The 22,919-nt window shown below is 68.1% G+C and carries 18 protein-coding genes; 9 read left to right on the forward strand and 9 right to left on the reverse strand.

The genetic code is table 11. The annotated features are described in order from the left end of the window. Window positions 1-208 precede the first annotated feature (208 nt). The gene (gene dnaA, locus ACWEVR_RS31340; RefSeq protein WP_452469851.1) at window positions 209-2,389 is read right to left on the reverse strand and encodes a chromosomal replication initiator protein DnaA; all 2,181 of its coding nucleotides are present in this window, start codon (window positions 2,387-2,389) and stop codon (window positions 209-211) included. A 684-nt stretch (window positions 2,390-3,073) separates the two neighbouring features. Between dnaA and rpmH the strand changes: the two genes are divergently transcribed. The 9 genes from rpmH to ACWEVR_RS31385 all read left to right on the forward strand — a co-directional run bounded on the left by rpmH (window position 3,074) and on the right by ACWEVR_RS31385 (window position 9,859). Continuing rightward, a complete protein-coding gene (gene rpmH, locus ACWEVR_RS31345) occupies window positions 3,074-3,217 on the forward strand; it encodes a 50S ribosomal protein L34 (protein ID WP_071932098.1) in 144 nt (47 codons plus the stop codon). A gap of 22 nt (window positions 3,218-3,239) precedes the next feature. Then, window positions 3,240-3,656, forward strand: a complete 417-nt coding sequence (rnpA, locus tag ACWEVR_RS31350; protein ID WP_452469852.1) for a ribonuclease P protein component — start codon at window positions 3,240-3,242, stop codon at window positions 3,654-3,656. Next, window positions 3,656-3,955 (forward strand): membrane protein insertion efficiency factor YidD, encoded by a 300-nt coding sequence (yidD, locus tag ACWEVR_RS31355; protein ID WP_067495118.1) that lies wholly within the window; start codon window positions 3,656-3,658, stop codon window positions 3,953-3,955. The genes rnpA and yidD overlap by 1 nt, the downstream gene beginning before the upstream one ends. A gap of 4 nt (window positions 3,956-3,959) precedes the next feature. Further along, window positions 3,960-5,036, forward strand: a complete 1,077-nt coding sequence (gene yidC / locus ACWEVR_RS31360; RefSeq protein ID WP_452469853.1) for a membrane protein insertase YidC — start codon at window positions 3,960-3,962, stop codon at window positions 5,034-5,036. 26 nt (window positions 5,037-5,062) lie between these two features. Next, entirely contained in the window at window positions 5,063-5,596 is a 534-nt protein-coding gene (locus ACWEVR_RS31365; protein ID WP_067495109.1) for a Jag family protein, read from the forward strand. A 93-nt stretch (window positions 5,597-5,689) separates the two neighbouring features. After that, window positions 5,690-6,436, forward strand: coding sequence for a 16S rRNA (guanine(527)-N(7))-methyltransferase RsmG (rsmG, locus tag ACWEVR_RS31370; RefSeq protein WP_452469854.1), 747 nt, complete (start codon window positions 5,690-5,692; stop codon window positions 6,434-6,436). A gap of 529 nt (window positions 6,437-6,965) precedes the next feature. Then, a complete protein-coding gene (locus ACWEVR_RS31375; protein WP_067644030.1) occupies window positions 6,966-7,961 on the forward strand; it encodes a ParA family protein in 996 nt (331 codons plus the stop codon). Between the two features lie 37 nt (window positions 7,962-7,998). After that, window positions 7,999-9,027: a ParB/RepB/Spo0J family partition protein gene (locus ACWEVR_RS31380; RefSeq protein ID WP_452469855.1), complete on the forward strand. Its 1,029-nt coding sequence runs from the start codon at window positions 7,999-8,001 to the stop codon at window positions 9,025-9,027. A gap of 106 nt (window positions 9,028-9,133) precedes the next feature. Further along, a complete protein-coding gene (locus ACWEVR_RS31385; protein ID WP_067495097.1) occupies window positions 9,134-9,859 on the forward strand; it encodes a hypothetical protein in 726 nt (241 codons plus the stop codon). Window positions 9,860-9,916: 57 nt separating this feature from the next. Here the strand turns inward: ACWEVR_RS31385 and ACWEVR_RS31390 are convergent, their stop codons facing one another. The 8 genes from ACWEVR_RS31390 to ACWEVR_RS31425 form a co-directional block, all read right to left on the reverse strand. Next, window positions 9,917-11,104, reverse strand: coding sequence for an N-acetylmuramoyl-L-alanine amidase (locus ACWEVR_RS31390; RefSeq protein ID WP_357393260.1), 1,188 nt, complete (start codon window positions 11,102-11,104; stop codon window positions 9,917-9,919). A gap of 134 nt (window positions 11,105-11,238) precedes the next feature. After that, on the reverse strand, window positions 11,239-11,571 hold the full coding sequence (gene trxA, locus ACWEVR_RS31395; RefSeq protein WP_067495091.1) for a thioredoxin: 333 nt from the start codon (window positions 11,569-11,571) through the stop codon (window positions 11,239-11,241). A gap of 31 nt (window positions 11,572-11,602) precedes the next feature. Beyond that, window positions 11,603-12,589, reverse strand: a complete 987-nt coding sequence (trxB, locus tag ACWEVR_RS31400; RefSeq protein WP_452469856.1) for a thioredoxin-disulfide reductase — start codon at window positions 12,587-12,589, stop codon at window positions 11,603-11,605. 212 nt (window positions 12,590-12,801) lie between these two features. After that, entirely contained in the window at window positions 12,802-13,605 is an 804-nt protein-coding gene (locus tag ACWEVR_RS31405; protein ID WP_452469857.1) for a hypothetical protein, read from the reverse strand. Between the two features lie 96 nt (window positions 13,606-13,701). Next, window positions 13,702-14,259 carry an RNA polymerase sigma factor SigM gene (gene sigM / locus ACWEVR_RS31410; RefSeq protein ID WP_452469860.1) on the reverse strand — a complete coding sequence of 186 codons (558 nt, stop codon included), beginning with the start codon at window positions 14,257-14,259 and terminating at the stop codon, window positions 13,702-13,704. Window positions 14,260-14,589: 330 nt separating this feature from the next. Continuing rightward, window positions 14,590-18,318, reverse strand: coding sequence for a murein biosynthesis integral membrane protein MurJ (locus ACWEVR_RS31415; RefSeq protein ID WP_452469861.1), 3,729 nt, complete (start codon window positions 18,316-18,318; stop codon window positions 14,590-14,592). 1,415 nt (window positions 18,319-19,733) lie between these two features. Continuing rightward, window positions 19,734-22,181 (reverse strand): DUF6049 family protein, encoded by a 2,448-nt coding sequence (locus tag ACWEVR_RS31420; protein WP_452469858.1) that lies wholly within the window; start codon window positions 22,179-22,181, stop codon window positions 19,734-19,736. Continuing rightward, window positions 22,178-22,633 (reverse strand): NUDIX hydrolase, encoded by a 456-nt coding sequence (locus ACWEVR_RS31425; protein ID WP_067495077.1) that lies wholly within the window; start codon window positions 22,631-22,633, stop codon window positions 22,178-22,180. The genes ACWEVR_RS31420 and ACWEVR_RS31425 overlap by 4 nt, the downstream gene beginning before the upstream one ends. Window positions 22,634-22,919: the final 286 nt, after the last annotated feature.

Genomic DNA, 22,919 nt, shown 5'->3' on the forward strand with positions numbered 1-22,919 from the left:
AGGTCAGTGGCACTCACAGGCTGTTGGTGGAGGAACCTGTGGACGATGTGCACAACTGCCTGTGGGTAGATGCTCCCCAGATCCCTCCCCAGGCCTGTGTGTGAACCGGTGCACAACCGGTGGATTCCTCGAGGACTCCACAGGGATTCCACAGGGCAAAAAGGAACACCGCCCCAGCTCAGGGCGGTGTTCGAGGGTGTGGATGAAATCAGCGAGAGCGCTGTTTGATTCGGGCTGTGAGTTCTTGGACCTGGTCGTAGACGCGGCGGCGCTCGGTCATCTCCTTGCGCACCTTCTTCTCCGCGTACATGACCGTCGTGTGGTCGCGGCCGAACGCCTGCCCGATCTTGGGCAGCGACAGGTCGGTCAGCTCGCGGCACAGGTACATGGCGATCTGGCGCGCCTGCGCCAGCGGACGCGCCTTACCCGGCCCGGTGAGCTCCTCCAACGTCGTGTTGAAGTACTCGGCGGTGACCGCCATGATCGTGGCCGCGTTGATCTCGAGCGCGGCGGTGTCGGGCATCAGGTCTCGCAGCACCACCTCGGCCAGCGACAGGTCGAGCGGCTGCCCGTTGAGCGAGGCGAAGGCCGTCACCCGGATCAGCGCGCCCTCCAGTTCGCGGATATTGCGTTCCACCCGGCTCGCGATGAGTTCCAGCACGTCGTGGGGCACGTCGAGCCGGTCCATCCTGGCCTTCTTGCGCAGGATCGCGATGCGGGTCTCGAGTTCGGGCGGCTGCACATCGGTGATCAGGCCCCACTCGAACCTGGTCCGCAGCCGCTCCTCGAGGGTGGCCAGCTGCTTGGGCGGACGATCCGAGGACACCACGATCTGCTTGTTCGCGTTGTGCAGGGTGTTGAAGGTGTGGAAGAACTCCTCCTGGATGCCTTCCTTACCCTCGATGAACTGGATGTCGTCGACCAGCAGGATGTCGGTCTCGCGGTAGCGGCGCTTGAACGCCACCTTGCGGTCGTCGCGCAGGCTGTTGATGAAGTCGTTGGTGAATTCCTCGGTCGACACGTACTTCACCCGCATGCCGGGGAACAGCCGCTGCGCGTAGTGACCGGCCGCGTGCAACAGGTGCGTCTTGCCCAAACCCGAAGCGCCCCAGACGAACAGCGGGTTGTAGGCCCGGGCAGGTGCCTCCGCGATGGCCACCGCGGCGGCATGCGCGAACCGGTTCGACGCGCCGATCACGAACGTCTCGAAGGTGTACTTCGCGTTCAAGCTGGCCGAGGACGACGACTGCGGCGGCGCCTCGGGCGACTTGCTGAAATACGTCGGCCAGTTGTTGCGCGCGTCGACCACCGGCTCGTCGTCGACGGGCTGGGCGCCCGGCGTCCCCGGGCGCGGCGGCTCGGGCGCGGTCTCGGCCGGTGTCTCTTCGACACGCGCGGCGGCCGGCTCCTCCTGCGGTTGCGGCCGTCGCGGTGCACGTGCGGGCGGATCGGTGCCGAACAGGGTTTCCTGCCCGGAATGATCTCGCCGCGAGGATCCCTGCTCGCGCCTGCCCTGGGTCGGTTCGGGGGCGCGCTGTTCGGGACGGGCACCGCGGAAGTCCGGGCGGCCGGCGAACTCGCCGTTGAAATCGGGAACGGGGTAGACAGCCGTCGGCTCGAAATCGGCGCCGGGGAAATCCTCACCGCTGTACTCGCCGGCCTTGTACTCCTGCGGCTTGGCGTACTCGGGAGCCTGCTGGTACTCCGGTTGCTGCTGGTAGTCGCCCTGCTGCTGGTACTCCGGCTCGGCCGGGTACTCGCGCGGTCCCGCGTATTCGGCGCGCTCGCCGTACTCACCGGTCTGCGCCGGGAACTCGCGGCCACCGAAGCTGCCGCCGTACTCGCCGTCGCGCTGGTAGTCGGGGGCCTGCTGATACTCGGGAGCCTGCTGGTAGTCGTTGCCGTACTCGCCGGAGTTGCCGTTGTAATCGTCGGCGCCGTAGCGCGGCCTGCCGTAGTCACCGCGCTGGGGATAGTCGGGCGCGCTGAAATCGGGGCCGGGGTAGCCGGCGGGCGGGCGGACCTGCTCGCGCGGACGCTCCGGACGGCTCGTCATCCTGGCATGCCGGGGCGAACTGCCCGTGCGCTCCCCCGCGGCCGGGCTCGGCGCGGCGATGCGCACACCGAGTCCTTCCACCTGCGGCCCGAGTCTGCGGCCGAGCGAACGCAGGATCGGCTCGCGCAGATCGCGCTCGATCGCCTCCTGTGCCAGCGACGACGGAACGGACAGCAACGCGAAACCCTGGGCGACGGTGAGCGGTTTCACCAGCTTCAACCACGCCTGCTGAGCTCGGCTCACCGCGGGAATGGCGCCGTCGGCCGAGCCGGTGGTGAGTTCGGCGACCACCTCCGGCCACACTGTGGCCAGCACGTTCTGCTCGTCGTCCATGCAGCGTCCTCCCCGGACCGGTTTGTTGGGCCAACGGCCGCCGAGCACGCCAGCGCAGCACCTGTGACCAGGTGCGATCGGCGTGATCGAAGCGAACAACCGAAGCCGGTTCGAACGCCGTGCGGTCCCGGGATCGGACTTGGCGAGGGCACCGTCGGCCCTACGAATATGCCACTCCGGCCGTCTTTCCACACAATTATCCACAGATGTGGACAAACCTGGGGATAGAGGAATTCTGCCAGCGTGTGGCAGTGAAAGAAGCTGGACCTGCGGTTCTTCAGCAATCCCCCGGCTACAGAGGCTAGCCGCAAGGCGCTCGCGACGCCAGAGGTGTGGAGGAACTCACGAAAAGTTACTGTCCGCGTCAGTGACGCCCGGGCGTGTCGCCGCAGGTCGGCTCGCCGACGGCCGAACACGGCCGACAGGTATTCTGGACCTCGGTACTCGTCCCGACCCATCCGGGCCGGACGTTCGCCGACCGTTTCGCCCAATGTGGGCCGAATTTGACCCTGTATGAGGCGATCAGTACCCTCATACAGTCACCCCTTGGCGCGGTGGCGGCTGTGCGCTGCACGCTGATCGCCAAGGCACTCTGCGCGTAGACCGCGGTCCGCAGCGCAGAATCCGAATCACCGAAAACTTCGGGTACCTCACCGGTGCCCACCAACTCGAGGAGTGTTGACCGTGGCCAAGGGCAAGCGGACGTTCCAGCCGAACAACCGTCGTCGGGCGCGCGTGCACGGCTTCCGCCTCCGGATGCGGACCCGTGCGGGCCGCGCCATCGTTTCGGCGCGTCGCCGTAAGGGCCGCTCCGAACTGACTGCCTGATCGCGCGTAGTCGGACGCTCGGGTGTTGCCTGAGCCGTATCGGTTGCACCACCGTGCTGATTTCTCCCGCACGGTGCGCCGCGGTCAGCGAATCGGGAGGCGAGATCTCGTCGTACACGCGTTCACGCACACGTACGACGATGTCGCCGACGGCGATTCCCTGGTCCGCGTAGGCGGTCCTCGGTTCGGGCTGATTGTCAGCAAGGCGGTGGGTAACGCGGTGGTTCGCCACCGGGTGGCCCGCCGCCTGCGTCATATGTGCGCCCAGGTGATCGATGAACTGCCCGCCGATACCGATGTCGTGATCCGGGCCCTGCCCGGTGCGGCTACCGCCGACTCCGTCGAGTTGCTGCGCCAGCTGCGCGCCGGCCTCCGCAAGCTCGGCTTGCAGCGGCTCCCGGCGGCCGCGCTCGGTCGCACCCCGGCCGGTGAACGGTGATGCGCACGCTCGCTCGGTTACCCGCGAACGCGCTGATCTTCCTGATCGAGCTCTACCGCACTTATGTCTCCCCCACCCGGATGCCGATCTGCCGCTTCACCCCCACGTGCAGCGAGTACGCGGTGACCGCCCTGCGGACCCGCGGGCTGGTCGTCGGATCGGTACTGACGGTCGTTCGCCTGGCCAAATGCGCGCCCTGGCACCCTGGGGGGTGGGATCCCGTGCCGGAGCGCGGGTCGAATGCTTTCACCAAGTCATCGCCCGCGCTGATCGGCGATACGAACGACGGGAGTACCTAGAGCCGTGCTCGACATCATCTACTGGCCGGTATCCGCCATCCTATGGTTCTGGCACAAAGCCTTCGGCTTCGTGTTCGGCCCCGACAGCGGGCTCACCTGGAGCCTCGCCGTGGTGTTCCTGGTCTTCACCCTGCGGCTGGTGCTGTACAAGCCGTTCGTGAAGCAGGTCCGCACCACACGGCAGATGCAGGAGCTGCAGCCCCAGATCAAGGAGCTGCAGAAGAAGTACAAGAACGACCGCGAGACCATGGCGCGGGAGATGCAGAAGCTGCAGAAGGAGCACGGCTTCAACCCGCTCATGGGCTGTCTGCCGGTGCTGGTGCAGGTGCCGGTGTTCCTCGGTCTGTTCCATGTGCTCCGCTCGTTCAACCGGACCGGTCACGGGTGGGGTCAGCTCGGTTTGTCCGCCGAGGAAAACGCCAACATCGGCAACTACATCTTCAGCGCCACCGACGTCCAGTCGTTCCTGAGCGCGCGGATCTTCGGCGCCCCGATCGCGGCGTTCATCACCGCGCCGGTGAGCGAGCTGCAGGCGTTCGCCGACTGGGGTGGCACGCCGAGCCGGACAAGCATCGCCCTCGTCGCGATCCCACTGATGGTGATCGCCGGTGTGGCGACCCACTTCAACGCTCGCGCTTCCGTCGCCCGCCAGACCCCCGAGGCCGCGGCCAACCCGCAGGCCGCCATCATGAACAAGCTGTCGCTGTGGGTCTTCCCGCTCGGCGTGATGGTCGGTGGCCCCTTCCTGATGATCGGCATCCTGCTCTACTGGGTGGCCAACAACATCTGGACCTACGGACAGCAGCACCTGGTGTTCGGCCGGATGGAGAAGGAAGAAGAGGCCAAGAAGCAGAAGAAGCTCGAGCTGCGGGCGCAGAACGCGCCCAAGCCCGGTGCCAAGCCGGTGGACGTCCGCAAGAAGCAGGACGCACCCGCCGACGAGTCGTCCTCGACGAACGGGACCGCGGCGAGCAACGGCACCCCGAAACAGTCGGCCAAGCAGGGCGGCGGAAAGCGCAAGCCCGGCGGGCAGCAGCGGCCGGGTAACCGTGGCCGCGCGAACCAGAAGCGTAAGCGCTGAGACGCGATCGGATAGAGGGAAATCCAATGACTGTTGAGACCCAGACCGACGGAGGGGACGCCACCGTGTCGACGACTGTGGACGTCGTGAACGACGCCGAGGAGGCGTTGATCGAAGAGGGCGAGATCGCGGGCGACTACCTCGAGCAGCTGCTGGACGTGCTCGACTTCGACGGCGATATCGACCTCGACGTGGAGGGCGACCGCGCGGTCGTGAGCATCGACGGCGGCCGCGACCTGACCAAGCTCGTCGGCCGCAACGGTGAAGTGCTCGACGCGCTCCAGGAACTCACCCGCCTGGCCGTGCAGCAGGCAACCGGCGTTCGTAGCCGCCTGATGCTCGACGTGGCCGGCTGGCGCGCCCAGCGCCGTGCCGATCTGAGCGAGCTGGGTGTGGCCGCCGCCAAGCGGGTGCTCGAGTCGGGCAAGCCCGAGGCGCTGTCGGCGATGACGCCGTTCGAACGCAAGATCGTGCACGACGCCGTTGCCGAGATCGACGGCGTGGCGAGCGAGAGCGAAGGTGTCGAGCCGAATCGTCATGTGGTGGTTGTGCCGGAGTAGGCTCACACCGCCGCGACCACGCAGGAAGTAATAAGGCCTCCGGTCCCGGACCGGGGGCCTTATTCATGCCCCGATCACCACCACTGGAGAAGGATGTTTCACGTGGAACGAGAACTGGGTGCGCTGTCCGCCGAATTGGAACCGCCCGCTGCCGCAGCCCGGCTGTTCGGTGACCGCCTGGACCTCGCCCGCCGCTACTGCGCGGCGCTCGCCACCGCAGGCGTGGAGCGCGGGCTCATCGGTCCGCGCGAAGTCCCCCGGCTCTGGGAGCGGCACATCCTCAACTGCGCGGTGGTCGGTGAACTGATCGATGAAGGCGCGTCCGTGGTCGATGTCGGCAGCGGCGCCGGACTACCGGGCATCCCGTTGGCCATCGCGCGGCCGGACCTTCGCATCACGCTCGTGGAACCGCTGCTGCGTCGGACGGTGTTCCTGAGCGAGTTCATCGAGGACGCCGGACTCGATGTCACCGTCGTGCGCGGGCGCGCCGAACAGTCGGGCGTCATCAAGGAAGCGGGCGGCGCGGATGTCGTCACCTCTCGCGCGGTCGCCCCGCTCGCCAAACTCGCGCACTGGTCGCTCCCCCTCCTCCGCGACCACGGACGCATGCTCGCGCTCAAAGGAACCAGCGCCGCCGAGGAACTCGAACGCGATGGTGCCGAGCTGATCCGCGACGGCGCGACCGATCTTCGCGTCGTCGGCTGCGGCGCGGGCATCGTCGAGATCCCGACCCTTGTCATCAGCGCCGAACTCCTCCCCCGTGCCGAACGCCCGAACCGTCGCGGCGGACGTAAAGCGGCTGGCGCGGAAAAGAAGACGAAAAAGCGCAACAACTCCTGAATTGCCCTCGCTCGCTTTCGGATGCGGCTCAGCGAGTTTCGTACCGTGACGAAATGGGCCGAGGGTGGTTGGGTGCACCTGATTCGGCTTGAATTTCGCCGTATCGACTGGGATGGCAAGAGGTGGGCGCAGGAGTGCGACCGCATCGTGCCTTAACGACCGCGGTGGATGATCGTCGACTGAGCCGGTTCGCGAACGACGATCTGTCGAGGACTTCTGAATGCGGAATCCGGTGGGGGCGACGGCGACTGGCTTGTCCGGTGTTTCACGTGGAACGTGATCGCACGTTGTTTCCCGTGAAACAAGCGTCGATGAAGTGAATTCTGTGCCGCGTTGTGCGTGTCCCGTGCGGCGTGCCGCGATTCAGCTTTCCTAACGGTCCCGGTGCTGGCAAGCTATTGAGAGTCGGCGCGAGTGAGTCCATCTCCTCGAATTTCGAGTTCTCCACCGACGCAGTTTGTTTGTGATGACACGGCGCCGACGTTCGTCGGGGATACGTGATCTGAAGTTCTCGGGTTAGGAGCAATCTATGTCGAGCGGTCCGGCGAATGTTTCACGGGAAACAACGTCGCGGGTCCCGGGGATGCTGGACTCCAGCAGCTTCGACGCGGAGACGTTCGGGAATACTCCTTTCGGGCACATCTCCCCCGCCGAGACCCCGATCGCGGCGGAAGCGCAACGCGCCAGCCAGATTCTGCATCCAGGAAAGGTCACTGTGCCGAAACCCCGCGAGCAACGGATCATCACCATCGCCAACCAGAAGGGTGGCGTAGGCAAAACGACAACGACGGTGAATCTTGCCGCCGCACTGGCGCATCAGGGGATGACCGTCCTCGTCGTCGATCTAGACCCGCAGGGCAACGCGAGTACGGCGCTGGGCGTCGCCCACCACTCCGGTGTGCCGTCCAGTTACGAGCTGCTGATCGGTGAGGTGTCGGTGACCGACGCTATCCAGCAGAGCCCGCACAGCGAACGTCTGTTGTGCGTTCCCGCCACGATCGACCTGGCCGGCGCGGAGATCGAGTTGGTCTCGATGGTTGCGCGCGAGGGGCGGCTGAAGACCGCGATTCGCGATGCCGCCGTCGCCGGATACGACATCGACTATGTGCTGATCGACTGCCCGCCCTCACTCGGTCTGCTCACCGTCAACGCGCTCGTCGCGGCCAAAGAGGTGCTGATCCCGATTCAGTGCGAGTACTACGCACTGGAGGGTGTCGGCCAGTTGCTGCGCAATATCGGCCTGGTGCAGTCGCATCTCAACCCGGAGCTGCACGTGTCGACGGTTCTGCTCACCATGTACGACGGCCGCACGAAGCTGGCCGACCAGGTCGCGGAGGAAGTGCGCAATCACTTCGGCGACGTGGTGCTCAAGTCGATGATTCCGCGCAGCGTGAAGGTCTCGGAGGCGCCGGGCTACGGGATGACCGTGCTCGATTATGATCCAGGCTCCCGTGGCGCGATGAGCTACATGGACGCCGGGCGTGAGCTCGCCGGGCGCGCCCAGGTTGTCCAGGGCGCGTCGTAGTGCTGGTGTGTTGGAACGAGGAAGGGATCGGTAGCCGATGAGTCAGGCGAAAAAGGGCGGTCTCGGTCGCGGGTTGGCGGCGTTGATCCCGACGGGGCCCGCCGTGGCGCCGGGGCTCAGTAGTTCCGCGGCGAGCGTGATCGGTATCAACCCGATCGGCCCGCAACCGGCCGAGGCGTTCCTGCACCGCGTTCCCGATGCCGAACCCGCGGCACCTGAGGAAGATCTGGTCTCCCCCGGCGACGCGGTGTACCGCGAGATCCCCGCGGATCAGATCGAACCGAACCCGAAGCAGCCGCGCTCGGTGTTCGAGGAAGAGGCACTGGCCGAGCTGGTGCACTCGATCCGCGAATTCGGGTTGATGCAGCCGATCGTGGTGCGGCGGCTCGAGCCGGGTGTCGACAAGTTCCAGTTGGTCATGGGCGAGCGCCGGTGGCGCGCGTGCCAAGAAGCGGGCCTGGCCACCATCCCGGCCATCATCCGCGATACCGCCGACAGCTCGATGCTGCGCGACGCGCTGCTGGAGAACATCCATCGCGTGCAGCTGAACCCCCTCGAAGAGGCGGCGGCGTATCAGCAACTGCTCGAAGAGTTCGATGTCACCCACGAGGAACTGGCCTCGCGTATCGGCCGTTCGCGTCCGGTGGTGACGAACATGATCCGGTTGCTGAAGCTCCCGATTCCGGTGCAGCGTCGGGTGGCCGCCGGTGTGCTGTCGGCAGGCCATGCCCGCGCGCTGCTCGGTTTGGACGCGGGCGCCGAGGCGCAGGAGGCGCTGGCGGAACGGATTGTCGCCGAAGGTTTGTCGGTGCGCTCCACCGAGGAAGCGGTGACGTTGGCCAACCGCAATCCGTCGGAGGTCGCTCCCCCGGCGCCGAAGCGCAAGCCGATCCACATGCCGGGTCTACAGGAAGTCGCCGAACGCCTATCGGGTTCCTACGACACCCGGGTGACGGTGAGCCTCGGCAAGCGCAAGGGCAAGATCGTTGTCGAGTTCGGTTCCGTCGAAGATCTAGAGCGCATTGTGGCGCTGATGGAGCAAGCCGGCCCTGAAACGTCACTGTGACAGGGACTTCCCAGCCTTTCTACATCTCGGAAAGAGGCGGCATTACTGTGGATAGTGATGTGGCGTGAGCGTGGACGAATCGGATAGCTGGAGGCTGAACAGAGCAGTGTCGACCAGCGTCACAGCATTGACCCTCGACGGACTCGATCGGCTTCCGGCGCATACCCGGCGGTGTGTTTTCTGGGAGCTCGATCCGGCCGTGGCCGCCGACTCCCAGTCCTTCAGCGATCCGGTTTTCGAGAAGGAGGCATGGCTCTCGACGGTCATGCTCGAATGGGGATCGTGCGGGCAGGTGGCACAGGTCGACAACAACATCGCCGGGTGCGCGCTGTATTCGCCACCGAGTTCGGTGCCGCGCTCGACCCTGTTCCCCACCTCCCCGGTGAGCCCGGATGCCATCCTGCTGACCACGCTGCAGGCCGAATTCCCCTATGACGAATCCGATGTAGCCCACCGGCTGGTGCAGGCCGTGGTGGCCGATCTGGTGCGTCGCGGTGTGCGGGCGCTCGAGGCATTCGGTATCCGCAACGGGCCGCCGTCCAGTTCGGTGGCCGATCGCGGACTCGGCTCGTCGATGCGGCTGATGGAGCGGATCGCCGCTCCCCTGCGCGACCCGGCCTCGGCTACCCAGTGCACCCCGGAAACCTGCATGATCGACGCGGATTTCCTCGAGGACGTCGGCTTCGAAGTGGTGGCGCAGCATCACCGCTTCCCACGCCTGCGTCTCGAGCTCGACTCCGATCACGGCTGGAAGGAAGACGTCGAGCGCGCCCTCGACCAGCTTCTGGCCGCCGCGGAAATGGCGCCCCCCGCCCGCATCGGCGTGCGCTGACGACAGAGACGAAAGCGGCCCCGCAGATTATCTGCGGGGCCGCTTTCGTTGCGATGGTTACACCAGACCGGAATTCTCCGGCAGCCGGTCTTGCGCCGCGAGTTCCTCGGCGAGCAGTTCGGCGAAGGTGTAGGTGCCAGTGGGCTGGTCGTCCTGGCCGAGCAGGTACAGCCGCTTCACCGAGATGAGGATGGCCTCGGCGATCACGTCCCGCATGCGCGGGTTCGTGAGAACGGAGGCGTCGTATTCGTTGGTGAGGTAGCCCAGGTCCACCTGGACCGTCGGCATCTTGGTGAGGCGCAGCAGGTCCCAGGTGCGCTGATGGGTGCGGCAGTCCTGCAGGGACGTGCGGGCAACCACTTCGCGCTGGATGAATCCGGCGAGCACCTGCCCGATCATCGACACCGAACCGTGCGAATTACCGAAGTAGAACCCGGCGACGCCCTGCGCCGACGGATTGTCACTCATCGCACAGCGCAACGAGATCATCAGGTCGGCGTCGAAAGCGTTGGAGGTTTCGGCGCGTTCGGCATCGGTCGGGTTGGCGCCCCACGGCCGCGACAGGAACGTCTCCATGCCGGTGGCGGCCATCCGGCCCTCGAGCCGCGAGGCCAGATCCCACAGGATCTCCGACTCGTACACGTCACCGAACTCCGTCGGCACGGCGAATCCCTTGTCGGGACCGCCGAATCCGGGGTCGATGACGATGCGCTTGCCGGTGAGCTGCGGCCCGGCCCGGTGCACCACCTCTTCCTCGGCGATGCGATGCGGGTTGCCGCCGGTGACGCGCGCGCCGAGCAGATCCAGCGAGCGCAGTGTGTCGGGGCCACAGATGCCGTCGGCCGAGAGACCGATCTCGCGCTGGAAGGCGCTGAGTCCCTCGTGGGTGTGTGGACCGAAGTAGCCGTCGACCCGGTGCACGTAGAAGCCGAGGTCTTGCAGCTTGCGCTGCAAGGTGGCCACGTCGTCGCCGTACAGCGGGGCGGACAGCTGGTAGATCAGTGTGCGGGCACCCAGGCGATAGGAGGCTTCCTTCAGCGCGCGATACGTGGCCGGGCCGACGATGCCGTCGACGAGCAGACCACGCTGCTGCTGGAACGCGCGAACCGCCGAGTCGAGCGAGCGGTCGAAGACCACATCGGTGTCTTGCCAATCGTGCTGGCGATGCAGGAAACCGAGGCTTGCGAGGGTGCTCCGAACCTCTGCGACGGCCGGTCCTGAATCGCCGTGACGAAGTCGGTGCATGCGTAAGAGCCCTTTCCTTCGGCCGGAGCGTCCGTCGATTGTCTCAGACCCGGGCGGTATTGCGGGAATCCCGGGTCCAGGCATCCTACGGCGCGTCGGCCGGTGGGAGGTGTCTTTGTCGGATCGATCGCGGCTCAGATGAGCCCTTCGAGCTCGCGCAGCAGCGCCGCCTTGCCCTTGGCGCCGACGATCTGCTTCACCGGCTTGCCGCCCTGGAACAGAATCATGGTCGGCAGCGACAGGATCTGGTAGTCGCGGGCTGCGCCGGGGTTGGCCTCGGTGTCGAGCTTGGCGATGGTGAGCTTGTCGGCATGGGTGCCCGCGATCTCCTCCAGCACGGGGGCGACCATCTTGCACGGGCCGCACCAGTCGGCCCAGAAGTCGACGAGCACGGGCTTCTCGCTGAGCAGCACGTCGTCGGCGAAGGACTGGTCGGTCACGGTGATGGTGTTGGCACTGTCGGCCATGGGTGTTCTCCTGCCTGGGTGGAACGCGAAATCAGTTGGCGGACACCGCGGCCGGGCCGTCGGCGTTGTCGAGTGTGTTGGCGGTGATGTCGCCCTGCTCGGCGAGCCAGCGCTCGGCATCGATGGCGGCGCGGCAACCGGTGCCCGCGGCGGTGATCGCCTGGCGGTAGGTGTGGTCGACGAGATCGCCCGCGGCGAAGACGCCTGCCACATCGGTGGCGGTGCCCGGATCGGTCACCTGCACATAGCCTTCGCCGTCGAGCGCGACCTGGCCCTTCACCAGCTCGCTGCGCGGATCGTGGCCGATGGCGACGAACAGGCCGGTCGCGGCCAGCTCGGATTCCTCACCGGTCCTGGTGTCGCGCAGGGTGAGGCTGGTGACGCTCTTGTCGCCGTTGACCTTCACGACCTCCGCGTTGAGCCGGAAGTTGATCTTCTCGTTGGCCTTGGCGCGCTCGAGCATGATGCGTGAGGCACGGAACTCCTCGCGGCGGTGCACGATGGTGACGCTCGCGGCGAACTTGGTGAGGAACGTCGCTTCCTCCATCGCCGAGTCGCCGCCGCCGACGACCACGATGTCCTGGCCCTTGAAGAAGAAGCCGTCGCAGGTGGCGCACGCGCTCACGCCGCGGCCGAGCAGTTCCTGCTCTCCGGGGACGTGCAGGTAGCGGGCGGCCGAACCCATGGCGAGGATGACGGCGTAGGCCTCGAAGGTCTCGTCACCGACAGTGACCTTCTTCACCGGGCCGGACAGGTCGATCGCGTCGACGTCCTCGGTGCGCAGGTCGGCGCCGAAACGCTTGGCCTGCTCGCGCATCTGCTCCATCAGGTCGGGGCCCATGATGCCCTCGCGGAAACCGGGGAAGTTCTCCACCTCGGTGGTGGTCATCAGGGCACCACCGAACTGGGTGCCCTCGAAGACCAGGGGCGCCAACTCGGCGCGGGCGGCATAGACGGCCGCCGTGTAGCCGGCGGGTCCTGAGCCGACGATGATCAGGTCGCGAACTGGCGTGCTCATGGGGCCCTTCCGAAAAGCAATGCTGGGACGTGTGAGTCAACAACAGCCTAAACGGTGTTGTTCCCTGTGTTTATTCGGCGGCTGGCGCCGCGGTTCTCGGCGCTGAACCCCCGCCTCTTCCCTCCCTGCGGGCACTCCTTCGTCGCACCCTCCGGTCAGTCCAGAGGCGGGGGACGCGCCGAGAACAGTTCAGTGTCGCCTAGAAGGGCAGGTCAGCCGATGTCGCGGACGGCTAATCGGCTCGGGGCGCCCGTGGTGCATCCGGTGCCGACGACCAAGGCGGTGATGGTCGGGGTTTGGGGGCCTTTGACGAGGACGAGGACGGCGTCGTCGCCGCGGAAGGTGATGCTCGACGCACCGAGGACGGCACGGTCGATGCCGTTGGCCTGCACGCAGCGGGTGAGGGCGGCCTCGTCGGCGAGTGGGCCGTGCACGTCGCGTTTGCCGAGGGCGGTGAGGGCGGCGGCCACGGTGAGGTCGTCGCCCGGGGAGGCCGGTTCGGTGGGTGGGGCGGCCGTCGGTGTGCCGTCGGTGTTGTCGAGGGTGCCGACGACGGCGCCCGCACCCGCGAGGACGGCGATCGTGGCCGCTGCCGCTGCCAAGAAGCCCATTCGGCGCCGGGACTTGTACTGCGCCAACGAGATCGGCGTGGACGCTTCCGCGGCGGGGGTGGCGATGCCGGGGACAGACGTGATTCGTTCGGTCGGGCCGTCGACCGCGTCGGGTTCGGCGACGGCAGGTACGGAGGTGATTCGTTCGGTCGGACCCTCGCCCGCGTCGAGTTCGGCGACGAATCGGAACATGCGGTCGGCCACGTCGTCGGGCATGCGGTGCACGACCAGGTCTTCGTCGGCCAGCGTGCGGAGGCGGGTGTTCACCTCGTCGAGATCGTTCAGGTAGCGCAGCGCGTCCGGGTCGGTGCGGACCTTGGGCCACAGTTGCTCGCGGAGTTCCGGTGCGAGATTGTCGGCGTGCAGATCGGCCAGCAGTTCCGACGGGAACGGAGGCTGCGGCACGGATCGAGCCACCTCGCACCTCCCCTGTTCTGTCGATTTTCGGATCGCAGCATGTACATCGCTGACTTGTTCGTCACTGTTAATGACGCATCCGGGCTAGCTCCGGTTCCCTGGATCCCGGAAAAATTCCAAACGTTCTTGCAAACGTACGCGCGCTCGGGCGCATCTGCTCTTGATCGTGCCTTCCGCCACGCCGAGTGCCAAGGCGGTTTCGGCCACACTTCGGCCCTCCATCTCGGTCATCACCAGGGCGAGCCGCTGTTCGTCAGGGAGGGTGAACAGCGCCTCGCTCACCACGAGGTTCAGCTCGTAGTCGGCGTAGGCATCGCGTGGCTCGACCGCCTCGGGCATGGTGTCGGGGGTGACGGAGATGGCGCGGCGGGTCTTGTTGCGCCGGATCCGGTCGAGGCAGGCGTTCACGACGATGGCGTGCAACCAGCTGCGCACCTCGGACTCGGCGCGGAACGACTCGGCGGTGCGATGGGCGGAGAACAAGGCGTCCTGCAGGCAGTCGGCGGCGTCCTCACGGCTGTAGGACGTGCGCAGCGCGGTCTGCCAGAGGTGATCCTTGTGCCTGCGCAGCAGTTCGGAGAAGGCGTGCGGTTCGCCGCGGACATGCGCGGCGAGGAGTTCCTTGTCGCTGCCGTTCTCCAGGAACGAGCGATCGCGGAACGCCGCCTGGCGCGTTGTCCCCCCGCGTACTTGCTCGTTGACTTCCGGCGACAACACCTGACCCCTTGGACAGCGCTCATTACGGCGACTTCACGTCGGCGAACGAGGCCGATCCATCACCTGACTACAACGCGGCGTCCAGGACCGACGTCGACAGATCCTGGGTAGCTCCCTGCCGAGAGCGCGGGGTGATCATATCGCCGATAACAATTGCGCACCAACCGGACCGCGGTTCGATGAACACTGATGTTCTAGCGCGAAATAGGCATCCACCTGCGCAGATAGCAGGTGGGAAGGACTGCGGCGCGGGTTTTACGGCGCGGCGTCGAAGCGGACGTCGGCGACGGCGGTCTGGAACTGTCCGCCCGAATTCGCCAGTCCGGTGATCCATACGAGCACAAAGCGAGCAGCCTGATCAGTCTGCACAGGGACCTCGGTGACGCCGTCGCCGAGGCGGGCCGAGCCGATCAGCTGGGTCTGGTCGAGCGTGGGCGTCTCGGTGGGCGAGGTCCGGATCTCGACGGTGCTGCCCGCGCTGGGCGAGGTGATCGAGACATTGGTGAGCTTGGCGGGCGCGGGCAGCGTGGCCAGCAGCCCCACGCCCTTCTTGAGGGCGGGGAACTGCTGGAAGTACTGGTCGGTGCGCCACACCGTTTCCGGGTTCTGGTCGAGCACCGCACTCGACGTCGCGGCGCCGTCGGGGGTGCCCTCCGGGGAGAACACCCTGGCACCGGTGACGGCCACCGGCACACTCGACGGCTGCGCGGGCTGGTCGGCCGTCGGCGCGGCGGCCGCGCTCGGCGGCGCCACACTCGACGTGAGCCCGATGTTGACCTGCTGATCCAGCGGCTTGTCCGACGCGCCGGGCGCGAAGATACTCACCATCCACCAGATCAAGATGCCGACCACCAGCGCGGCGAGCACGCCGAGCCCGACCATGATCCACATCATCCGCTTGGAGCGTTCACGTTCGGCCGCGAGCAGTTCCGGGTCGGCGAGCGAATCGGGACCGGCCGCGACCGCCCGCTGACCCAGCCGAAGCACGGGGATGAAATCGGTCTTCTGATCGACGACCGAGGCCTGCTCGAGCACGTGCTGCACGGTGGCGGCGGTGCGCACACCCTTGTTCGACTCCAGCGACCGCACGGCGACGGCCGAGATCTCGAACGGCACCTCGGGCCGGATCTGCCGCGGCTCGACCGGGGTCCCGTCGGGCCCGAAGTCGGCCAGGCGCAGCCCACCGATCGTCGCGGCCGTACCGGTCACACCGCCGACACGAATCGGCCAGCGCGCGGTGATGAGCGCGTAGAGCATGGCACCGAGGCCACGCACATCGGACTGGGCGTCGGAATCGCCGAGCGTGCCGGGGAAGGCGAGCACGGCGTCGCCCGAGGCGCTGATCCGGATGCGGTCGGGATGGTCGATCGAGAGCGAGCCACCGCCGCGATGGGCCAATTCGGCCGCCGAGGCGAGCACCCGGATGGCCCGGGCCGCACCGATCGGCGACGGCACCGTCTCGGCCATCTCCCGCAGCGACCGGCCGGGTGTCCACTCCGCGACCACGATGCCGCCGGAACTACCGCGCACCACGTCCAGGACCCTTGCCAGACCGGGCGAGTTGATGCGGCCGAGGCGCAGCGTGCGCGACAGGATCGCCTGCGGGCCGTCGTGGCCCGCGTTCTCACCCGACTTCTGATCGGCATCGACGAAGGTCAGCGCGACCTCGCGGTCGAGTTTGATGTCGAGGGCCTGCCAGAACTTGAGCCCGCGCGCGCCACCGTGGCTGGCGAGCAGGCGATACCGGCCGCCCGCGACGGACGCGCCGGGGATCAGCTTCGGTCCACGCTGCGGGCGTTGCACATCCTGCGGCGGTACGGGGATCGGCAGCATGCCGGTGTCGTGGGTCGGATCGTGCGGCGGCGCGGCACCGCGACGGTCCTCGGTCGGTTCGTTCTTCTCCGGCGACCCGTCTGCCTGCGGATTCTTGCTGTCGTCGGGCGCGTCGGCGTGTTCGGATCCCGCGGTGTCTGCCCCGTCGGGCCGGACATCGGTGGACCTTCCTCCTGCGGCGCGCGCCGCAGAATCAGCGGCTGGGACGCCGCCCACCGCGTCATCGCTCACCCTCGGTCCTCCTTCGGCCTGATCTCCCGTATCGGTCTGCCGAACAGCGTACGGGAACTGTGCTTGACCGGTGATGTCAACAGCACCGGGCCGGATCACCGGCAACACCATGGTCTGGGTATCCATCGACTGCCCGTACGCCGGGAAGGCGTAGGTGTCGGGCCTGCGCAACACGGTGGTCGCGTAGATGTCCTCGGCCGAGGCGTCCTCGTCGAGCGCGAGTTCCGGCGCGGGCGGGGTGATGCCGAGCTTGCGCGAGACGGCGACGGTGATCGCCACCACCTCGGGGATGCCGACCAGACGCATCAGCCCGAACGCCACCGAGAACAGGACGAGCGCGTCGACGGTGACCCGCAGCAGCGAGGCCGGGCCGCCGGTGACGTTCGCGAGGCCGGTCACGGTGTCGACGATGAGCATCACCGCGCCGCCCGCGATCGAGGCGAGCACCACCCGGGTGATGGTGCGGCCGACATTGGACATGCGCAGATCACCGAGGCTGCGGTGCAGCAGGATCCCGCCGATCACCGCGCCCGCGGTGAAGCTGAGGCCGGTGGCGACGCCGAGGATGATGACCACGTCGTCGCTGTCGCGAGCGATCACCGGGGCGAGCGCCGAGCAGGCGATCTTCACGGTGGTGATGCCGAGGATGATCCAGGTCGGCGTCCACGCCTGTTCACGGGCGTAGAAGACGCGCAGATGGATCAGCACCAGCGAATACGGGATCAGCGTGAAGGCCGACCAGCTCACCGCGCTGCCGAGGCGGGCGGCGTCACCGGAGAACCGGGCGTAGCCGTAGAGGGCCTCGCCGATCGCCGGGCCGGCCAGAGTCATGAAGGCCACGATCGGGATCAGCGCGATCATGGTGAGCCGGGTGGCCGCGGACAGATCGTCGACCACGGCGGGCGTGTCGTCGGCGGCGGCGTTGCGGCTGAGCCTCGGCATGATCGCGGTGAGCAGCGTGACGCCGATGACGCCGTAGGGCAGCTGCAGCAGCGCCCAGGCGTTGGCGAAGATCGCGGGGCCCGCCTCGTCGGCCGCGGAGGCGATGTTGTTCGCCACCACCAGGCCGACCTGGCTGATCAGCACGTACAGGATGATCGCGGCGGCCATCCTGCCGAACTGCTTGAGGCGAGCGTCGATGCCCCACAGCGGGCGCAGATTGATCCCGTGCCTGCGGATGGCGGGCAGCAGGCTCAGCGCCTGGGTGGCCACACCGGCGGTGATGCCGAGGCCGAGGACCAGCAGTTTCGGGTCGCTCATCCGCACCGGGTCGAGGGTGATCTCACCGGGCGTGAGCGCGTACACCGCCAGCACCACGAGCGCGACGATGTTGTTCATCACCGGTGCCCACGCGCCCGGTTTGAACGCCTGCCTGGTGTTGAGAATGGCCGTGAACAGCGCCGACATGCCGTAGAACAGGATCGCCGGTGCGAGCAGGTAGGTGAGCGCGGTGGTCAGCGACGTGTCGACCTTGCCGTCGGAGTCGACGAGCACGTGGCTGGCCAGGATCGGCGTCGCGGCGAGCGTCAGGACCGTCGCCACGAAAAGCACGGCGAAGGCGGCGGTCACCAATCTTCGGATGAACTCGGCGCCGTTGTCGGCGTCCTCCTGTTCGGCGCGCACCAGCGTCGGCACGACGATCGCCGTGAGCACCGCGCCGAGGACCAACTCGGCCACCATGTTCGGAATCAGGTTCGCCGAGATGAACGCACTGGCGATCGCCGGACCGAGCACGGTGAGCAGCAACAACTGCTTCGCGAACCCGGTGATCCGGCTGACGAGCGTCGCCACGGCGATCGACCCGGAATCCTTGAGCAACTTCGCGTTGGCCGACTGTGGATTCGTGTCACGCGGCGCGGGCTTCTCGGTGCGAATCCGCTCCGGACGCGCGATCACCTGCGTCTGCTCGGCCGCCCGCATCGCGTCACCACCGGGCCGGCTCGATGCCGCGGGCATCCCGGGGAAGCTGTCACGCCCAGGCCCCGGTCGAGTTGCCTCGTACCCCCGCGGCGGCGGACCGGCCTGCGGGCGCCGCCCAGGATCCACCTCCGGACGTGCCTGCCGAGGAATCGCCCCGGACGCCCCTGCGGCCCGCTGCTGCGGAAACTCCCCCGACCTGGGCCCCGGCCGCTGTGGACCACCCGGCCGCTGTGCAGGACCTTGGGGCGCATCATCGCCTGCCCGACGACCGCGCGGTTGCCCACCGCCAGGCTGACCGACTCCAGGTCGTCCGCCGATGCCGGGCTGTCCGCCGATGCCAGGCTGACCGCCGCGACTCCCTTGCTCGCCCACACCGGGGTGCTCGACGCCACCGCGACCGCCCATGACCGAGGGTCCGGCCGGGCCCCCCGAACCGCGCTGCTGACCTGGCCGGTCGCCCGGCTCGACGCCGGTGGGACCAGGTCGCTGACCTGGCGCGGGCTGAAACTCGCCCCGCTGACCCCCGGGCACCGAGCCGAAACCACCCGGGCGTCCCTCGGGGCCTGGGCCTGGAGGCCGGAACTCGCCGGGGCGACCCGGTTCGGGGGGTCGCGGCGCACCGGCGCCGGGGACTCGCGGATCAATCGGCGGTGGTGGTTGCGACGACTCACCGTAAGGAGCGGCCGATCGCGGTTCGGCCGGTGCGGGTCGCTGCGGCCCGGGGCCACCCGGTCGCTGCTGGCGGGGGAACTCCCCCGAACGCCCGTCCGCCGGATAGGCCTGAGGAGGCTGTGGACCACCCGGTCGCTGCTGTCGAGGGAACTCCCCCGAACGCCCGTCTGCCGGATACGGCTGGGGTCGCTGCGGACCAGGGCCGCCCGGGTGCGGCGGCTGCTCGCGCAGCGGCCGATGCGGAACACCGGGTGCCTGGGTGTAGTTCGACTCGCCGGGATGAGGTGTGCGCGGGGGTTCGCCGGGCCGGAAGGCTTGCGGGTACCGCGGCTCGCCAGTACGGCCGGGCCCGTGGGGCGGTTGGCGAGGGGGCTGGACGCGCGGAATTTCGCCCGAGCTGCCGGGAACGGGTCGTCCTGTCGGTTGGGCGGGTCGGGCACCCTGCTGCGGGCCCGAATCAGCGGGGTGCGGCCGGGCCGGGTCGATGGGACCGAGGCGCGGCGGGACGGGGCGATCACCGGGACGGGCGGGCACCTGCGGCTCGTCGGTGTCGCGGCCGCTCATTCCACGCTCCCATGGCGCGGCGGGGCCCCAGCGGTGGGTCGGCTCGTCGCGTTCGTCGTGGTTGTGCCGATGAGCGGAATCATCGTCGCCCATCATGCCTCCTGTACCCGGCGCAACCCGCGAATCCCGCCTCGTTCTTGCCTGTCATGGTCCCCCGCGCGCCGGTCAGGCGTGGGTGTTCACTGCCGACGCAGTCGTTGCCGGGCGCGTCGCAGCCGTCCGGCCCGTTCCACCGTTTCGGGGGCGAAGCCCTCGTCGGCGGGGTCGGGTCGGCCGCGGAAGCGCCGCCACAGCCGGCGCCCGGCCAACAGCAACAGCAGTATCGCGGCACATGCCGTAATTATGGCCAAGGCCTGACCGTAGGCGTTCGAGCGCACCGAGACCGACGTCGGTTCCCCTAGCGTGATTCCGTCGGGGGTGGTAAGGGCGATGGGAATGACCAGCTTACGGCTGTCGCTCACCTCGGTCGGTATCTGAAATGACCGGGTTCCATTCGGCGGAAGGAGCTGTTCGCCGATATCGGTGATGTTCGTCTCGGAAGGCGCGGAGATCCGGAAGTTCACCCGGATCGCCACCGGCAGATCGTTGCGGGCCACCAGCAGCAACGGGCTCTGCTCGGACGCGAGCGTGTACACGCCGCCCGGGGGCAACACCGATACCGATGCGAAGACGGTGTCGATCTCTCGGGTCACCTGATCGACACGCCGGTCGGCATGCAGGTCGGCGAGAGTGTCGTCTTCGCCACGCCGGTCCGACAGGCTCAACGCCCGCAGCAGATCCTCGCGCGCGGGCGTGAGGTAGGCCAGCGGCGTCAGTTCGGCCTCGGGCAGTTCGACGAGCGCCCGCATCATCTCGGTGATCCGCGCACCCTGGTCGCGCACGGGCACGACGAGATGTTCAGGCGCCGCGTCCTGAGCGGCCGACGGCAGGTATTCGAGGGTGAACGGGTGAGGATCCGGCTCCTGCGCGACGAGCTCCGCGAACGGCCGCGGCTGGGCCAGCTGGTTGCGGGCGAGCAGTTCCACCTGTTTGAGCAGCGCCACACCCTCTTCACGGCTGGCGCCCCACTGCTGCGGCGGCATCAGCAGCTGCGAACGCGGCCGGTCCGGCGCCGGATTCAGCGCGGTCCACGCCATCGCACCGAGTGCGTCCTGCAACCGGGCGGCCCGCGAGTCGTTGGTGACGTCGAAACGCACCTTCGACGGCGTGAACGAGGGCGTCGGCGGGTTGGAACCCACGGCGGCCAGCGCGGTCGCCGACCAGATGTCGAAGGTCGTCACCCGCAGCGCCGGATCGGTGTTCGGCCCCGCCTCGACGCTCACATCCGGCACCCGCACCACGTCCGGCGCGGCCTGCTCCCCGCCGACGACCGTGCCGGGCACGAACGTCGACGGCGTGGAGGTCAGCGCGGTCTCCGGATCCGGCACCGAACCCTCACCCGATACCGCCGACCCGGCGAGCACCGCCGTGCCGTACCCGTACTCACGCAGCAGCTGCCCCGCCGCGTGATCGATGCTGCCGGAATCGGGCAGGCTCACCCCGCGCAGCGACCTGGTGCCGAGGATGGCGTCCACCACATCGGCCGGTGCGTGCAAGGCCCGTGCCGACAGACCCGGCTCGTTCACCGCCGCCAACGCCGTCACATCGACCTGCGCGTACGGCAACGCCACCGTGCACATCGACCCGGCGAGCGCGCGCAACCGGTCGAGCCAGGCCTGCGCGTTCGCGGCGCCGGTCCCCTCCCGCGTCGCGCCCTCCGGATCCGAGGGACTCGCCAGCACCCGGTAGCCGCGCGTCATCGTCTGCGCGGTCGACACCAGGTCGGGATCGATGGCGATGCACACCGACCCGGCGACCGCGTTGTCCTTGCCCGGTGCGGGTGCCACCGCTTCCAGCGCGGCGACCAGCTGCTCGAGCCGCCCGCCCTTGCCGAGCGAGGCGGCGAGCTCGTCGTCGAGCAGTTCTACCTGCCCGTTCACCGACCCCGGCTTGCCCGCGACCATGCGCGGCCGGTCGGCCAGCGGCCAGATCACCGTCGTCGCCACCGGCGTGGCCTCCGGCGGCGCGGCGACCGGGGCCGGGTCACCGTCGGCCGGTGGCAGCCCGAGCACCGGAAGCAGGAAGCGGGCGTCGTCGAGCCGGGCCTGCGAGCCGTAGGCCGGCTCACCGTTCACATTCAGCAGCAGCGGATACACACCGGGATCGGTGATGCCGAGCGACGCGCCGTCGCCGCCGCGCAGCGCGATTCGCACCGAGAACTGTTTGCGCTGGCCAGGACTCAGCTGCGGCGTCACGTCCTCGAACGGTCCGGTCACGTCGTAGTTCACCTGATCGAGCCGCAGCGAACTGCGCAACCCGCTCGGCGACAGCACCGGGGCGGCACGCTGGATGCGTACGCTCACATCGTCGACCACCCGGTCACCGATATTGGTGACCGTCCCCGACACGGTGAGCACCGGATCGCTGCTCGTGGTCACCGTGCCCGGCGCCACCGCGTCCAGGGTGAGTTTGAGGAACTTCGGCGCCGACGCGTCGGCCGGTTGCGCCTGCGCCACCGCGGGCAGCAGCGCCACCGAACCCAAGATGGTCAGGACCGCCGTGATCAGCCGGAACAGTCCACCCGTCATCGCTTGCCGGTCTCCATCCGGTCGATCATCCGATTAGCCACCTCGGCCAGGCGCCGCTCGTCGGCGTAGGCCAACCGGGAATCCAACTCGCTCAACGGAACCCACGCAACCTGGGTGACTTCCACGTCGGCATCGGACAACTCACCGCCGAGACACCGCAGCAGGTAGTGGTGCACGGTCTTGTGTACCCGTCTGCCCTCGGTGACGAACCAATAATCGATATTGCCCAGCTCGGCGACCACCTCGCCGATGATGCCGGTCTCCTCGGCGACCTCACGCATGGCGGTCTGCTCGGAGGTCTCGCCCTCCTCGATATGGCCTTTGGGCAGCGACCACAGCAACCGCCCGCGCCGATCGGTCCGCCCGATCAACGCGGCACACCGCAGCTCCCTCGGCCCGTCCAACCCGTCGACAACGAGGCCGCCCGCGGACGTTTCGCGCACCGTGCGCATACGCGGCTTACCGCCGTTACCCGCCCCGCCGCGCCGCCGCGGCTGGCGGCGTCGACTGTTCGCGCGATCGGCCGGAGGAGACACTCCGCCAGCTTAGCTGTGTGGGTGGGGCGCAGGGGTGCGCGAGTTGGTGGTGAGGTTGCGGTGGGTGGTGTGCCCGGCCCTTTATGGATTGCGCCCCGGGGAGTACTGGCTGTGTTTTTGGAGCGCTGGCGCGCTCGAGCGCGGCCCCTGGGGGGCCGCGCGAACAGCGCTCGAGACTTGCGCTTCGCGCGTGCGCTTCGAG

Source organism: Nocardia sp. NPDC003979 (assembly GCF_053605015.1).